The organism is Jannaschia halovivens (genome assembly GCF_046452375.1).
GTDB classification, from domain to species: domain Bacteria; phylum Pseudomonadota; class Alphaproteobacteria; order Rhodobacterales; family Rhodobacteraceae; genus Jannaschia; species Jannaschia halovivens.
Genome location: NZ_JBKFDJ010000001.1, coordinates 43,606 through 57,551, shown reverse-complemented (window position 1 = coordinate 57,551; position 13,946 = coordinate 43,606). Strand labels below are relative to the sequence as shown.

At 64.2% G+C, this 13,946-nt stretch carries 20 protein-coding genes and 1 tRNA gene; 14 read left to right on the top strand and 7 right to left on the bottom strand.

The annotated features are described in order from the left end of the window. Nucleotides 1-219 precede the first annotated feature (219 nt). The 12 genes from ACK8OR_RS00330 to ACK8OR_RS00275 all read left to right on the top strand — a co-directional run bounded on the left by ACK8OR_RS00330 (nt 220) and on the right by ACK8OR_RS00275 (nt 7,843). Nucleotides 220-573, top strand: a complete 354-nt coding sequence (locus ACK8OR_RS00330) for a multiubiquitin domain-containing protein (RefSeq protein ID WP_410187498.1) — start codon at nt 220-222, stop codon at nt 571-573. A 15-nt stretch (nt 574-588) separates the two neighbouring features. Further along, entirely contained in the window at nt 589-759 is a 171-nt protein-coding gene (locus tag ACK8OR_RS00325) for a multiubiquitin domain-containing protein (RefSeq protein WP_410187497.1), read from the top strand. Beyond that, a complete protein-coding gene (locus ACK8OR_RS00320) occupies nt 756-1,136 on the top strand; it encodes an E2/UBC family protein (RefSeq protein WP_410187496.1) in 381 nt (126 codons plus the stop codon). Before ACK8OR_RS00325 ends, ACK8OR_RS00320 begins: the two co-directional genes overlap by 4 nt. Then, a complete protein-coding gene (locus tag ACK8OR_RS00315) occupies nt 1,064-1,990 on the top strand; it encodes a ThiF family adenylyltransferase (RefSeq protein ID WP_410187495.1) in 927 nt (308 codons plus the stop codon). The genes ACK8OR_RS00320 and ACK8OR_RS00315 overlap by 73 nt, the downstream gene beginning before the upstream one ends. Continuing rightward, nucleotides 1,926-2,543, top strand: coding sequence for a ThiF family adenylyltransferase (locus ACK8OR_RS00310; RefSeq protein ID WP_410187494.1), 618 nt, complete (start codon nt 1,926-1,928; stop codon nt 2,541-2,543). The genes ACK8OR_RS00315 and ACK8OR_RS00310 overlap by 65 nt, the downstream gene beginning before the upstream one ends. A 5-nt stretch (nt 2,544-2,548) precedes the next feature. After that, the gene (locus tag ACK8OR_RS00305) at nt 2,549-2,947 is read left to right on the top strand and encodes a DUF6527 family protein (protein WP_410187493.1); all 399 of its coding nucleotides are present in this window, start codon (nt 2,549-2,551) and stop codon (nt 2,945-2,947) included. 1,167 nt (nt 2,948-4,114) lie between these two features. Next, a complete protein-coding gene (locus tag ACK8OR_RS00300; protein WP_012177662.1) occupies nt 4,115-4,354 on the top strand; it encodes a helix-turn-helix transcriptional regulator in 240 nt (79 codons plus the stop codon). 123 nt (nt 4,355-4,477) lie between these two features. Then, the gene (locus ACK8OR_RS00295; RefSeq protein ID WP_410187492.1) at nt 4,478-5,416 is read left to right on the top strand and encodes a tyrosine-type recombinase/integrase; all 939 of its coding nucleotides are present in this window, start codon (nt 4,478-4,480) and stop codon (nt 5,414-5,416) included. 58 nt (nt 5,417-5,474) lie between these two features. Further along, nucleotides 5,475-5,639, top strand: a complete 165-nt coding sequence (locus ACK8OR_RS00290; protein ID WP_410187491.1) for a hypothetical protein — start codon at nt 5,475-5,477, stop codon at nt 5,637-5,639. A gap of 100 nt (nt 5,640-5,739) precedes the next feature. Next, nucleotides 5,740-6,093: a type II toxin-antitoxin system RelE/ParE family toxin gene (locus ACK8OR_RS00285; protein WP_410187490.1), complete on the top strand. Its 354-nt coding sequence runs from the start codon at nt 5,740-5,742 to the stop codon at nt 6,091-6,093. Continuing rightward, nucleotides 6,090-6,476, top strand: a complete 387-nt coding sequence (locus ACK8OR_RS00280; protein WP_410187489.1) for a helix-turn-helix domain-containing protein — start codon at nt 6,090-6,092, stop codon at nt 6,474-6,476. Before ACK8OR_RS00285 ends, ACK8OR_RS00280 begins: the two co-directional genes overlap by 4 nt. A 215-nt stretch (nt 6,477-6,691) precedes the next feature. After that, the gene (locus ACK8OR_RS00275) at nt 6,692-7,843 is read left to right on the top strand and encodes a PIN domain-containing protein (RefSeq protein ID WP_410187488.1); all 1,152 of its coding nucleotides are present in this window, start codon (nt 6,692-6,694) and stop codon (nt 7,841-7,843) included. 132 nt (nt 7,844-7,975) lie between these two features. On the opposite strand, the gene ACK8OR_RS00270 is transcribed toward ACK8OR_RS00275, so the two are convergent. The 7 genes from ACK8OR_RS00270 to ACK8OR_RS00240 all read right to left on the bottom strand — a co-directional run bounded on the left by ACK8OR_RS00270 (nt 7,976) and on the right by ACK8OR_RS00240 (nt 11,481). Next, nucleotides 7,976-8,050 (bottom strand) — tRNA-Phe (locus ACK8OR_RS00270). 279 nt (nt 8,051-8,329) lie between these two features. Further along, nucleotides 8,330-8,527, bottom strand: coding sequence for a DNA gyrase inhibitor YacG (locus tag ACK8OR_RS00265; protein WP_410187487.1), 198 nt, complete (start codon nt 8,525-8,527; stop codon nt 8,330-8,332). A gap of 10 nt (nt 8,528-8,537) precedes the next feature. Next, complete coding sequence (locus tag ACK8OR_RS00260; protein ID WP_410187486.1) at nt 8,538-9,545, bottom strand: ribonuclease E/G; 1,008 nt, start codon at nt 9,543-9,545, stop codon at nt 8,538-8,540. Then, nucleotides 9,542-10,138, bottom strand: a complete 597-nt coding sequence (locus ACK8OR_RS00255) for a Maf family protein (RefSeq protein WP_410187485.1) — start codon at nt 10,136-10,138, stop codon at nt 9,542-9,544. Before ACK8OR_RS00255 ends, ACK8OR_RS00260 begins: the two co-directional genes overlap by 4 nt. Nucleotides 10,139-10,216: 78 nt before the next feature. Beyond that, on the bottom strand, nt 10,217-10,435 hold the full coding sequence (gene infA, locus ACK8OR_RS00250; protein WP_007205486.1) for a translation initiation factor IF-1: 219 nt from the start codon (nt 10,433-10,435) through the stop codon (nt 10,217-10,219). Nucleotides 10,436-10,529: 94 nt separating this feature from the next. Beyond that, nucleotides 10,530-10,976 carry an arsenate-mycothiol transferase ArsC gene (locus tag ACK8OR_RS00245; RefSeq protein ID WP_410187484.1) on the bottom strand — a complete coding sequence of 149 codons (447 nt, stop codon included), beginning with the start codon at nt 10,974-10,976 and terminating at the stop codon, nt 10,530-10,532. A gap of 34 nt (nt 10,977-11,010) precedes the next feature. After that, nucleotides 11,011-11,481 carry a UPF0262 family protein gene (locus tag ACK8OR_RS00240; protein WP_410187483.1) on the bottom strand — a complete coding sequence of 157 codons (471 nt, stop codon included), beginning with the start codon at nt 11,479-11,481 and terminating at the stop codon, nt 11,011-11,013. 110 nt (nt 11,482-11,591) lie between these two features. On the opposite strand from ACK8OR_RS00240, the gene ACK8OR_RS00235 reads away from it, so the two are divergent. Both ACK8OR_RS00235 and ACK8OR_RS00230 read left to right on the top strand, forming a co-directional pair. Further along, complete coding sequence (locus tag ACK8OR_RS00235) at nt 11,592-12,500, top strand: beta-keto acid cleavage family enzyme (protein WP_410187482.1); 909 nt, start codon at nt 11,592-11,594, stop codon at nt 12,498-12,500. Beyond that, nucleotides 12,497-13,906 carry a 3-hydroxyacyl-CoA dehydrogenase NAD-binding domain-containing protein gene (locus tag ACK8OR_RS00230; protein WP_410187481.1) on the top strand — a complete coding sequence of 470 codons (1,410 nt, stop codon included), beginning with the start codon at nt 12,497-12,499 and terminating at the stop codon, nt 13,904-13,906. The genes ACK8OR_RS00235 and ACK8OR_RS00230 overlap by 4 nt, the downstream gene beginning before the upstream one ends. The last annotated feature ends 40 nt before the right edge of the window (nt 13,907-13,946 follow it).

Sequence of the window (13,946 nt, the reverse complement as noted above, 5' to 3'; positions counted from 1 at the left end):
GACGGAGAGCACACCATACCATGTTGTGCCTGAAAATTCATCGACAATATCTGGTAGAAGCGACGACCTCGCCGTGCCGCCATAGGACCGGCATCAGGCGGCGCGAAACTCTTTTGCGAATTTTCTGACGGCAGCGTCCGATGGGCCGCCTCTCGGGAGCATAGGGGGCATAAGGCGCCTGCTGCTGGCGTCGAGCAGACAAGAAAAGGATTTGCTGCCATGTCTACCGAACCGATCGAAATCGAAGATCTCCAGGCCGCCGTGAAGGCCGGCCGCAAGCCCCGCGACCACGGCCCCTACAAGGTCAAGGTCGGCGACCACGACCTGGAGTTCACCGACGCCGTCATCGACGATCCGAAGCCCACCGGCCGCCAGATCATCGAGGAGGCCGGCTTCCGCAAGGCCGAGGAACACCTCGTGTTCCAGGTGCTGCGCAACGGTGAACTCGAGGAACTGCGCCTCGAGGAAACCACGGATCTGCGCCCCGGCCAGGTAGAGCGCTTCCTGGTCTTCCCGAGCGCGGAATCCTTCCGCTTCGACATCGATGGCAAACGCCTCGAGTGGGGCCACTAGGTCATCAGCGGGCGCGTGCTCAAGACGCTGGCCGGGGTCGATCCCGCCAAGTTCGCCGTCTGGCAGGTGATCCCGGGCAAGGATGACATCCTGGTTGGCGACACCGATCTGATCTGCCTCGCGGATGCGGGCCTGGAGCACTTTTTCACCGGCGTGCCCCAGACCACGGAAGGGGGTGCGGCATGAGCCTCCTCCCCCGTCAGGATCGCCGCTACCTCGAGGGTCGCGGCATCACCGTTCGCGAGGTCATCGAAGGCGGAAAGAAGGGCGTGATCCTCACCGGGATCACGCTGCCGGAAGGCAAGTATCAGGTCGCCCAGGCGGATATCCTGATCCTGCTGCCGCCCTCGTATCCCGAGGTCGCCCCCGACATGTTCTACGCCGTGCCGCACCTGAAGCTCCTTACCGGCCAGCATGAGCCCCGCTGCACGCAGGCACGCCAGGCCTTCGATGGCCAGAACTGGCAGCGCTGGTCTCGCCATAACAACCAGTGGCGTCCCGGCACCGACGGCATCTGGACCATGCTGAAGCGGGTCGAAGAGGCCCTGGAGGTGGCGGCATAAAGCGCAGCGACATCACTCTCCACGCCCGTCACCGCGACAAGCTGCAGGCGCTGCTCGCGCACCCCCGTGGGCACGAGGGCGCCGCCTACATGCTGCTCGGCAAAAGCGAGATCGCGCAGGACCCCTGGGACCTCGAGCCGCGGACCCGTTACACCTCCTACGAGGTCATCGCGATCCCGCAGGAGGACCGCGTCGATGCAAGCGACAAGCACGTCACGTGGAATACCATTTCCTTCGCCCAGCTCTGTCGCCGGGCCAAGGAGGAAGGCTTGGTGCCGGCGATCGTTCATAGTCACCCGGCAGGCTTCGACGGTTTCTCGGACCAGGACGATCGCAACGAGCGGGACCTGTTCACCATGGCCCGGAACCGTAACGGCAAGGGGACACGCCTGGTGAGCGTCGTGCAGGTCGGTGACGGCCTCTACCGGGCGCGGGTCTGGGAAGACGACATGACACACCTGCCCTGTCATCGCGTGACAGTCATCGGCACTCGGCTCGAGATCCAGTCGACCGACGTGCCGACTCCGTCGGAAGCTTTGGCCCGGCAGGCACTGGCCTTCGGGCCGGAGGTCAACGGACTCCTCAATCAGCTCTCCGTTGCCGTAGTAGGCTGCGGCGGCATCGGAAGCCCGGTAGTCCAGCTCCTCGCTCGCCTCGGCGTGGGGCGCATCGTGGTCATCGACGATGACGTGGTCGAGCAATCCAACTTAAACCGCCTGTATGGCGCGACCCGGAAGGATGCTGACAAACGCGGTGCCCAAGGTCGACGTCATGGCGCGCGAGGTGACGATGATGGGCCTCGACGTCGACATCCGGTCCATGAACGGCTGGGTGGATGCGCCGCATATCCGTGACGCGCTGAAATCCTGCGACGTCATTTTCGGATGCACGGACGATCACGCCGGGCGCCTCTACCTGAACCGCGTCGCGCATTTCTACCTGATTCCGGTGATCGATGTCGGGCTGGTCCTGATGCCCCGTGACGATGGTGAGCCCGGCCTCCTCGAGATGGCCGCGCGGGTCAGCGTGCTCTATCCAACGTCGGCGTGCCACGGCTGCCGCGGCACGGTCAATCGCGTCAAGGCCCGCGAGGAGGATCTCCAGCGATCGGACCCCGCCGAATTTGAACGGCAGAAGACCGAGGCCTACGTCCGCGGCGGGGGCAATCCGGCACCGTCCGTGGTGACCTTCACCACCGAGGCGGCCACCATGGCGGTAAACGAACTCCTTGCCGGTCTCGTTGACTTCCGCGGCGTCGGTGGATGGACATGGCAACGCTATCGCAAGCTCGACAAGGGTTTCGAGCGTTCACAGGCGGCGCAGCCCCGATCGGACTGCCCGGTCTGCGGCAGCGAGGAATACTGGGGCCTCGGCGACGTCGACCCGTTCCTGGATCGTATCGGGTGAGTGGAATGATGATCGACATTGTGCGGAAGAGCCTTGAGCTCTTCCGCCTCATTCCACGAAGTGACCTGCTTGCCAGAGTAACACCCACACACCCGACGCCGGATCAGATCGTGCCGGGGGAGATGATCATCGTGCGCGATGGCGTCGACAAATGGGCCTGCTTCCACTGCCCCGGTGGGTGCGGCGAGACCATCAAGCTGTCCCTCAGCAAGAACCGGAGGCCCAGGTGGACGGCCATGTCAGACTGGCTGAGGCGCCCGACCATCTCGCCCTCGGTCCGCCAGACGAACGAATGCCGGTGTCACTTCTGGATCCGGCAGGGGCGGATAGACTGGTGTAGGGACAGTTCCGGCAAAAGATGCCAAGGCACTATCCAGCCTAAATTGCGACCTAGGCAAAAATGATTCGGTTTCTGAACGTCTGCTTTCGTCGAACCGTCAAAGCTCTTTGCCCACCAAAAGGAAAGGCCCGTTCTCTGCACAACTGGTACTACAAACTGAGAGCATGGCATGTATCCCCAAACGCGGCAGCTTCGACCCTTTCGGTCGGAGCTCTGTCTGGTCACTGCAGTACAGTCGCCTGCCAAAGCGTGAATGCAAGGACCGATGTTTGACGAATGTTTGCAGGAGTGTAGCTACAGCTGTGGCAACATGGACAGCGTAATTTTGGCGTGAACTACGGCCCTCGAGCGTTACTCTTAGGAACCGGCTGCAGGCGATTGCCGGAGACCACATCAATCTTTATCATTTGCCGCTTCCTTGCCGAAGATTGGCTTTCAATCCGTGCACGCGAGCCAGCCGAAAGGCTCGAGGCCAGGCGGTCAGTTGTTACTTCGGCTGCAAAATAGACGCAGCACAGCTGCAATCCTACGGCAGCGACGCCGCGCGCCGGTTGCGATATCTTTGGAATAGTTTTGGTACCTTTGGCGGCCATTCCAGTGATGCGACTAACCAATTGGCAGCTTCTTGCGGTATCGAGAGCTAGAATGTAATGGCGAACAAACGGCGGAGAGCAAGCCTTTGGAGTGCGACGGGATTGAAAAGGGCAAGATAAAAGCGCCTACCAAGAACTCCGCAAGTCACTGACGTGACTGGCGTTTTCGCGTGCATGCAATTCGGTCGTGTGCAGGATTCCCACAATTTTTCAGTGTTTTCAGACCACTGGCATGCACACTGCGGAATCGTGCACTTGGCGTTTATTCTGTTGAAGGGGCCAGAACTCTGAGCATCGGAAGCGGATATCTCGCGCTCAACAATGGGAGCGCAAGATAAAAGGCTTGCCGCAGATTCTTGCAGGTTGTTGATGTCGAACGGGAAAATGCGCGGCATTTTCTCGGGTCTTGCGGCGAGGAATTCGCCAATTATCTGATTTCGCACGATTTTGTATGCGGCGCCGAGCCTTATGCGCGGCGTAGCACGACTACGCCAGCGCAGCCAGGAGATCGCCCTGTTTCGCCACACCCGCCGCCCACCTGTCATTCCCCGCCACAGGCCTATCCCGCCCGTTCTCGGCTTCGTTCCTCCCTCCCTTTCCGGCATCCTCGGGGCACCCGAAACCCAGACCGATCGCCTATGCCCAAGCGCCCCGCCATTCTGCCGCCCACGCTCGCGCCCCGCGGTCTCTCGCGGACCGAAGCGGCGGCCTATATCGGGGTCTCGCCCACGCTCTTCGATCACCTGGTTCGCGACCGGCGCATGCCGCCGCCCAAGCGGATAAATGCCCGCACGGTCTGGGACCGGAAAAAACTTGACCGGGCGTTCGAGCTGATCCCTGATGGGGATCACTCCGACCACAATCCCTGGGACGACTGACGGCTGACGAAAGGCGGCGCGTGCCATGCCCACATTCAGGATGAGAGACGGTTCGGGCACCTGAAGGTGCGGCTGCGGAGCCAGCCGGGTACAGAGGACTTCCTCGCCGAATACCGCGCTGCGATGATTCGCGCGACGCCGCGCGCGCCCACCGGACCGCTCGAGCGGCGCGGGTCGAAGGGCAGCTTCAAGTGGCTCTGTGAGCAGTATTTCGTTTCCGCCGAATACCAGCGCCTGAGCGGGCGCACCAAGTATGTCCGACGCGGCATCCTCGACCGGATCTGCGAGAATAACGGATCGAAGCCCTATGCGCTGATGGAGCCGCGTCACGTCCGGCGCATGCGGGACGAGATGGCCGACCGGCCCGAGGCCGCCAACGGCTTCGTCAAGGCGCTTAGGCAGGTCTATGCCTTCGCGGTCGAATACGAGCTGACGCAGCGAAACCCGGCCCGCGATGTGCCCTACCTCAAGGCCAAGGGGGACGGCTTTCACTCTTGGACGATGGAGGAGGTCCGGCAGTTCGAGGACCATCACCCGATCGGCAGCAAGCCGCGCCTCGCGCTAGCGCTCATGCTCTACACCGGGCAGCGGCGGTCGGATATCGTCCGACTAGGGCCGCAGCACATCAAGAACGGATGGATCACCTTGACCCAGGCCAAGAACCGCGACCGCAAACCCGTCACCCTCTCTATCCCGGTCCTGCCGGAGTTGAAGTCGGTGCTCGACGCCACGCCCACCGGCAACCTCGCCTTCCTCGTCACGGCCTTCGGCAAGCCCTTCACCTCGAACGGCTTCGGCAACTGGTTCCGCAAGCAATGCGACGAGGCCGGGTTGAAGAATTGCTCCGCTCACGGGCTCCGCAAGGCGGGCGCGGCACTCGCGGCCGAGAACGGAGCGACCGAGCGGCAGCTGATGGCGATGTTCGGCTGGACGACCCTGAAGGAGGCCTCGCGCTACACCCGCGCCGCGCGCCAGAAAGTGCTGGCGGCGTCGGGGATGAAGCTGTTGTCGCGGGACGTGGGCGGGCCGGAAAGGGAGGAAGCGCGGGGTGGCGAAACGTGATACACCAAATCCCCCCGCCAAGACTGAAACGACCAAGAAGAAAACTATGGAGGCAGTCATGACAAAGACCGAGAAACTTAAGCTGGACGATGACGAATCTTCGACGCTTCCGCCCGAAGCGTTCGCCAAGTTCGAAGCGACCACGAAAGCCCTCGGGAAGCGGATTCCCGGCCTCGCTCGAGCGGCGGAAGAGGCGCAACGGCTGCTCAAAGACGCAGACTGATCGTCGCCCCACGCTTGCAGACACGACTTCTTCGCTCTGCAGCCCGTGCTTGCAAAAATAGTTCTTCAAGGCTATATAGCTTCAAAGTAGTATTTGCCCGATGCCGTGGACCGTAACCTTTGCCGAGGAATTCGAGCCGGAATTCGATGCCCTTCCACAAGAAGTGCAGGACGCGATCCTCGCCCGGGCGCTTCTGCTCGAGCGGGAAGGCCCCATGCTCGGGCGACCCCATGCGGACACCCTGACCGGGTCGAAGCATGCCAACATGAAGGAGTTGCGCTGCAACGCCGCCGACGGCGTCTGGCGCATCGCCTTCGCATTCGACCCCGACCGGCAGGCGATCCTGCTTGTCGGTGGGGACAAATCGGGTGGCAGCGAAAAGCGGTTCTACAAGTCGCTGATCGCCAGGGCGGACGACCGCTTCGACCGCCACCTGGAGAGACGGAAAGGATGACGACGATGGCCCGGAGCCTGAAGGACAAGCTGGCGACCCTCGACCCCGCCCGTCGCGCGACGATCGAGGCCGAGGCGGATCGGCTGCATGCCGAGTACCTGACGCTGCAGGAATTGAGGAAAGCCAAGCAGCTTACCCAGGTGCAACTGGCCGAAACCCTCGGCGTTCAGCAGGCCACCGTCGCGAAGTACGAACGCCAGAGTGACCTCCTGCTCTCGACGCTGACGAGTTACGTCCGCGCGATGGGTGGGGAGCTAAAGCTCATGGTCGAGTTCCCCGGTAAGGCTCCGGTTGCACTGGAGGGGCTGGGAGAGACGGATGAGCCGCGACGTGTTATGCGCGCCAGAGCGCAGTCGCTAAGTCAGGAAGAGGCCCGCAGCTAGTCAGCGAGAACCGGACGTCTTCCTTGCAAGGCTGGACCAACATGAAGGAGGCGTCGAGCCACACCCGCGCTGCACGCCAGAATGCTCTGGCGGCGTCTGGGAAGAATCTCTGTTCGCGCGAAACGTAATAACTTTTGAAATCACCTTTTAAACAAATAATACTTATCGATTTTGATGGTTGAAGCGATTAGGTAGGCTATCCGAAAGGACACCTCATGCCGAAGCTTGCCGAAGACGAAATAAAGGCGCGCATTGCGGATGGCAGTTTAACAGCTATCACTCTGGACACGTCGATCTTTGATAGATACGGCTGCAATCTCAATTTTCCACTGCTGAGAAGCCTCTCCCAGTTTGAAGCTGGCAAGATCGCCGTCGTGTTCTCCGATGTCATCGTTTCGGAGGTCGGCTCTCACATAACCGACAAGGCTGACGAGACAAAAACAGCTCTCAACCAAGCCATCAAAAGGTTTGCACGAACGTGGAAGACTGCTCCTGTTGAGGCGGATATCGCCAAAGTTCTCCAGACCGATGGCGACCCAAGCGCATTTGCAGAGATGCGAATCCAAGAATTCATGAAGGCTGTTGAAGGTATGGTCGTGACAGCTGCTGGCGACAAGGAGATCACCGAAGAAGTCATGCGTCGCTACTTCGCGGGCGAAACACCTTTTGAAAACAAGAAGGAAAAGAAATCTGAGTTTCCTGATGCCTTCGCATTAGTCAGTCTAGACCGAGCGTTCACGATGCGCCGGCAGTACCTTCTTTGCGTATCTAAAGATAAAGGGTGGCATACGTTTGCCGAGCAATCTGAATGGCTCATTTGCGCAGAAGACTTGGACATTGCCCTCTCCTACTTTCACGACACTGGTAGAAACACAGCTGATGACGTCGTTGAAATGCTTAAGAAAGGAGAAGCCGAGGCGCTCAATGATGATATCGAACTGGCAATTCAAGCAAGGCTAGACGACTTTGACTTCGAGGCTGAGACGCATGTGGGTTTGGACTATGAGGCCGAGCCGACATCCGTGTCACTTCAATTGGTAGACTACGCAACAATTACGAACCCAATCATCACGGATGCCACTGATGACGAAGTGTCCTTCACGTTTCGGGTGGAGGCATTGGTGGCGTTCGAAGCGGGCTTCACGTTCTATGCCTATGACAGCATCGACAAAGACTACGTCACTCTCAGCACAGAATACGCCGAGATCGAGTCGAAGCATACTTTCACGCTTGTCGTAACGGTCAAGAGAGACCTCGACCCTGAGCCAACACCGGTATCAGCCGATGTTGTGAAGGATAGACTAGAGGTCAACTTCGGGCATGTCGAACCCTTCCCAAACGAAGACCCAACACACGAAAAGTACTAGCTGCCTTCGAGTGAGGGCAGAGCGGGCATGCACGAACCGCGAACAAAAAAGTCCCACTTTTCCCCAAGCGCGAAAACGGTGGGACAATTTTGCCCCATAACCCATTGATTTCATTAAAACTGAGAGGTGCTTTGGTGCCCGGGGGCGGAATCGAACCACCGACACGAGGATTTTCAATCCACTGCTCTACCCCTGAGCTACCCAGGCACCGGGTTCGCGCGGGTTTCCCGGCGCGGGGTGGGGACCGTCTAGGACAGGGCGATTTGGGTGGCAAGGGCCGTTTTTCTCCTGCCCGGACGTCGGGCGCTTAACGGACGGAATGGGAAGGTCGGGACGATGGTCGAAAGAGCAGGAACGGCGTTGGCTGAACCTCCTCGCCTCAGTCGGGACGCCGCCTTGGCGGTACCGTCGAGCGGACGCAACACTGCGCTCGCCGGGCGACTTTCGCCGCGACCGGAGGGGTCGGCTGGCTCGGTCGTGCCGCGCCTAGTGCGTCCGGTCGCGCGCCGCCTGCGCCGCTTCGGCATCGATCGCATCGGCCGCCGCCTCGGCATCGTCGGGGTCAGCGGACGGGACGGCGTAGCTGCCGTTCAGCCAGCGGCCGAGATCCACGTCGGCGCAGCGCTTCGAGCAGAAGGGCCGGTAGGCGGGCATCGTCGGTTTTTCGCAGATCGGGCAGGCCATGGGCGCCTCCTCAGAGCAGGTCCGTCAGGGGACGACGTTCGCGGCGCCGGGTCAGTTCCACGTGGCCGAGCGGTGTCCAGCCGATGAAGGAGGTCTCGACGCTGTCGGCGCGGAAGGCATGGCGGAATGCGCTCTCGACGGCCTTGCGGTCCTTCTTGGAGGTCGGCGCGAGGTCCACCACCACCTGCCCGCCGATCCCGCGCAACCGCAGCTGGCGCGGCAGTTCCTTGGCCGCGGCGAGATTTGCGCGCAACCCGCCCGCGCCGCCGTCCGGCGTGTTCACATCCACCGCCGTCAACGCGCGCGTCGGCTCGATCCAGAGCGTCACGGCTCCGATCCGCACCTCCGGGGTGCGCAGCGCATCGAGCGCATCGGCGACAGGTCCCCAGTCGTCGTTAACCGGCGCATCGGGCCAGTCGCGCCACGCCAAGGTCTGCGCATCCGGCCCGTCGAGCAGGCGCTCGGCACCGGTGCCCTCGTCGCCGAGGACTGTCATCGCCGCAGCCCAGGTCGTGGCGAGATCCTCGGCCAGCGCATCGGCATCTGCGCCCTGGGCAGCGGTCCGCAGGATCACCCCCGTCTCGCCGCGCGCCTCGGGGAGCACGTCATGGGCGATCTCCAGCAGGCGATCCCGTTCCTCGTCATCGGTGAGCGAGCGCGCGACGTTGAGGCCCGGCGCACCCGGCGTCACGATGCAGAGCCGCGACTTGAAGAGCACGCGATCCGTCACCGGCACGGCCTTTCCCGGCTCGGCATGACCCGTGACCTGCACCAGCAGCGCCTGCCCCGGGGCCAGACCCTTCGCGTTGCGATGCCAGCCCGTCAGCCCGCCCCCGAGCTTCAGGATCATGCCGCCCTGCCCCTTGACCGGCCGATCACAGATCGCGCGGAACACGGTTCCGGGCACGGGGATGTCGTCATCGGCGTCGATCAGGACGTCGATCAGGCGGCCGTCTTCCATCAGGCCCGCCGCCCCACGCCCCTCATGCGTTCCGAGATGGATCTGCGTGCCGATCATCGCGGCCCCCATATGTCGTAGCCGGCCGCGGCCAGAAGGTTCGCCGTCTCGTGGACGGGCAGGCCCATGACGCCCGAATGGCTGCCCTCGATCCAGGCGACGAAGGCGGCGGCCGGGCCCTGGATGGCATAGCCGCCCGCCTTGCCGCGCCAGTCTCCGGTGGCGAGATAGCCGTCGATCTCGTGCGCGGCGAGGCGCTTCAGACGCACCGAGGTCACGTTCGTCCGCGACCATGTCCGCTCGCCCCGCCGCACTGCCAGCGCCGTCACGACTTTGTGTCGCCGACCGGAGAGGAGGTCGAGGAACGCGCGCGCCTCGGCCGCGTCCCCGGGCTTGCCGAGGATGCGTCGCCCCACCACGACGGTGGTATCGGCGCAAAGCACGACATCGTCGGGATCGGCGCGCACGGCGGCGATCTTGGCGGCCGTGATCCGCTCGCAATAGACGCGCGGCACCTCGCCCTTCCGGGGTGCCTCGTCCACGTCCGGGGCGCGCACGTCATCGGCGGAGACGCCGAGCACGGCCAGAAGCTCCGCCCGCCGGGGCGAGCCCGATCCGAGGATGAGTTTCGGCCGGGAGGGGGCTGATTTCATGTCAGAATCCTCCACCCATCTGTATCGAACGCCGCGACGCGGTCGGCCGAGCCGGCCACCTTCGCGGCGGCGGCGGCGCTATTTGAAGCGATAGTTGATGCGACCCTTGGTCAGGTCGTAGGGCGTCATCTCGACCTGCACCTTGTCGCCGGCCAGAACCCGGATACGGTTCTTCCGCATCTTGCCTGCCGTATGCGCGATGATCTCATGGCCGTTCTCGAGTTCGACCCGGAATGTCGCGTTCGGCAGGAGTTCCTTCACGACGCCGGGGAATTCGAGAAGTTCTTCCTTGGCCATGCTGTCTCCTGTGGTGTCGCCACGGGGCTCGCGGCGGGATGCCGCTAGATGGGCGGAACGGCCCGGATGTTCAAGACAGAAAGAGCCACGGGCCTCAGACGGTGCCGCCGAAGCGCCCCTGGAGGCGGTCCACGATCTGGTCGCGGGTCTGGCGGTAGCTGGCGAGTTTCGCCTCGCGTCCCTCGCCCAGGCCCGTCGGGTCCATGATCGGCCAGTACTCGACCTCGATATGCGCGTGGCGGGCCAATTCCTGCGCCATGCGCTGCGACGCAGGCGACAGCGCCACAATCAGGTCGAACCCCTCGAGGTCGTCGCCCCATTCGCGCATCTCGTCGAAGCTGCGCGTCCGGTGGCGCGACAGCTCGACCCCGATCTCCTCGCAGACCGAGATGGTGAAGCCGTCGATCTCGAGGTCGTTCTTCACGCCTGCCGATTGCACGTAGATCTCGTGCCCGTGCATCTTCTTCATCAGCCCCTCGGCCATGGGCGAGCGCACGGCATTGTGGTCGCAGCAGAAAAGGACCGATTGCGGCAGGCTCACGCGCGCGCCCCCGCACCATATGTGCCCGCGCGGCTCATTTGCCGAAATGCAGCACGCAGATCAGGGTAAAGAGCCGTCGCGCCGTGTCCTTGTCGATCTCGGCCTTGCCCTCCAGCCGCTCCTGCAGGACCCGCGCGCCCTCGTCGTGGATGCCGCGCCGCGCCATGTCGATCGCCTCGATCTGGCTGGGCGGCAGCTTCTTGACCGCGTCGAAATAGGCTTCGCAGATCTGCCAATAATCCTTCACGACCTGACGGAACGGGCCCAGCGCCAGATGGAACTCGCCGGCCGCCCCGTCGCCCGCGGCCAGCGCGAAGACCAGCCGCCGCTCGCGGATCGCCAGCGCCAGGTCATAAGGCCCGGCGGGCGCGTCCTCGGCGGACAACGCGAAGGAATTCGCTTCCAGAAGGTCGAAGATCGCCACCGCCCGCTCCTGCTCGATCTCGGGCGTGGGGGTCGGCAGATTGGCGTCGTCGATGCGGATATTGGCGATGCGGTTCGTCATGAAACCGCCATTACCGCAGCCCGCGCCGCCGCGCCATGCCATCCTGTCGCGCGTGGGCGAGACGCGTCGCGATCGGGCCGCGACCGTCCCCCCTGAGATCAGGAGAGCCCATGCCGCTACAGATGAACCGAGAGGTCTTCGTGACCTGCGCCGTGACCGGATCGGGGGCCACGCAGGACCGCAGCCCCCACGTCCCCCGCACGCCCGAGGCCATCGCCGACGACTGCATCGCCGCCTCCCGCGCGGGGGCCGCCATCGCCCATGTCCATGTCCGCGACCCCGAGACCGGCGCCCCGGCGCGCGACCCCGCGCTCTACCGCGCGGTGGTGGAACGAGTGCGCGCGTCGGATGCGGATGTCGTCCTGAACCTCACGGCCGGCATGGGCGGCGACCTGATCTTCGGCCCGCCCGACGCGCCGCTGCCACTCCGGGACGGGACCGACATGATCGGGGCCGAGGCCCGGCTGGCCCATATCGCCGAATGCCGTCCCGAGATCTGCACCCTCGATTGCGGCACGATGAACTTCGCCGAGGCCGATTACGTCATGACCAACACGCCCGGCATGCTGCGCGCGATGGCCACGGGCATGCGCGAGCTGGGTGTGCGACCCGAGGTGGAATGCTTCGACACCGGCCATCTCTGGCTCGCCGCCGAACTGGCGCGCGAAGGCGTGCTCGACACGCCTGCCCTCGTCCAGCTCTGCATGGGGGTGCCCTGGGGGGCGCCGAATGACCTCAATACGCTAATGGCAATGGTGAACGCGGTGCCGGATGGCTGGACATGGTCCGCCTTCTCGCTTGGGCGCGACCAGATGGCCTACGCCGCGGCGGCCGTCCTCGCCGGGGGCCACGTGCGCGTCGGGCTGGAGGACAACCTGATGCTCGATCGCGGCGTACTGGCGACCAACGCGCAACTGGTGACCCGCGCGGTCGAGATCGTAACCCGCATGGGCGCGCGCATCCTCGGGCCGGACGAGGTACGCGCCCGGCTCGGCCTGACGCGCCGGGACCCGGCATGAGCGGCCCGTCCGACCGGGCCGGGGGCCAGCCCCCGGACCCCCGAGGTATTTCCGGCCAGAGGAAGAAGGCCGCCATCCTCGGCGGCGGCGTGATCGGCGGCGGCTGGGCCGCGCGCTTCCTCCTGGACGGCTGGGACGTTGACGTGTTCGACCCCGGCGCGGGCGCGGCGGCCGCGCTGGACGAGGTGCTCGTCGGGGCTCGCCGCGCGCTCCCGATGCTCCACGACCGGAGCCTGCCGCCTGAGGGACGGCTGACATTCCGCCCCACCCTGGCCGAGGCCGTCGACGGGGCCCTCTGGGTGCAGGAGAGCGTGCCCGAACGCCTCGACCTCAAGCACGCCGTGCTGGGCGAGGCCTGCGCCCACGCCACCGGCATCGTCGCCTCCTCCACCTCGGGCTTCAAACCCTCGGACCTGAACGCGATCGGCGCACGCGCCATCGTCGCGCACCCCTTCAACCCGGTCTACCTGCTGCCCCTGGTCGAGCTCGTCGGCGACGACACGGCGCCCGCCGCCGCGATCCTGCGCGAGATCGGGATGTACCCCCTCGAGATCGGGGCCGAGATCGATGCCCATATCGCCGACCGCCTGCTGGAGGCGGTCTGGCGCGAGGCCCTGTGGCTGGTGCGCGACGACGTCGCCACGACCGCCCAGATCGACGAGGCGATCCGCATGGGCTTCGGCCTCCGCTGGGCGCAGATGGGCCTTTTCGAAACCTACCGCATCGCGGGGGGCCCGGCGGGGATGGCGCATTTCCTCGCGCAGTTCGGGCCCGCGCTCAAATGGCCCTGGACCAAGCTGATGGACGTCCCCGATCTCGACGACGCGCTGGTCGCGAAGATCGCGGCGCAATCCGACGCGCAATCCGGCCATCTCGACCACCGCGCGCTGGAACGGGTCCGCGACGACGCGCTGGTGTCGATCCTGCGCGGTCTGCGCCGCCGGGATCAGGGCGCGGGCGCGGTCCTCGGGGCACACGATGCACGCCTCCCTGCCCCGACCTTCCCGGTCACCGTCGCCCGGATCGTGCCGGTCACCTGGGGCGACTGGAACGATCACATAAACGAAGGCCGCTACGGTCAGATCTTTTCGGATGCCGCCGACGCGGTCCTCGCGGCCGCCGATGCCATGCCCGCCCCGGGCGACGGCTGGTCCTTCTTCACGGTCGAGACCACGATCCGCTACCGGGCCGAGACGCGGATCGGCGATGCGATCGCCGTGACGACGCGGATCGAACAGGCAGAGGGCAAGAAGCTGAAACTTGTCCATTCCATGCAACGCGGCGGCGAGATCCTCGCGGAATGCGATCAACTCTTGCTCCATGTCGACATGGAGAGCCGCCGTTCAAGCCAGATGCCGGACGCCATGATCGCCCGCTTCACGGCACTTTCGGACGATCGGAACTAGTCTTTTACCAACCTGTGGCTCGAATTAAGGCAGGCATCTA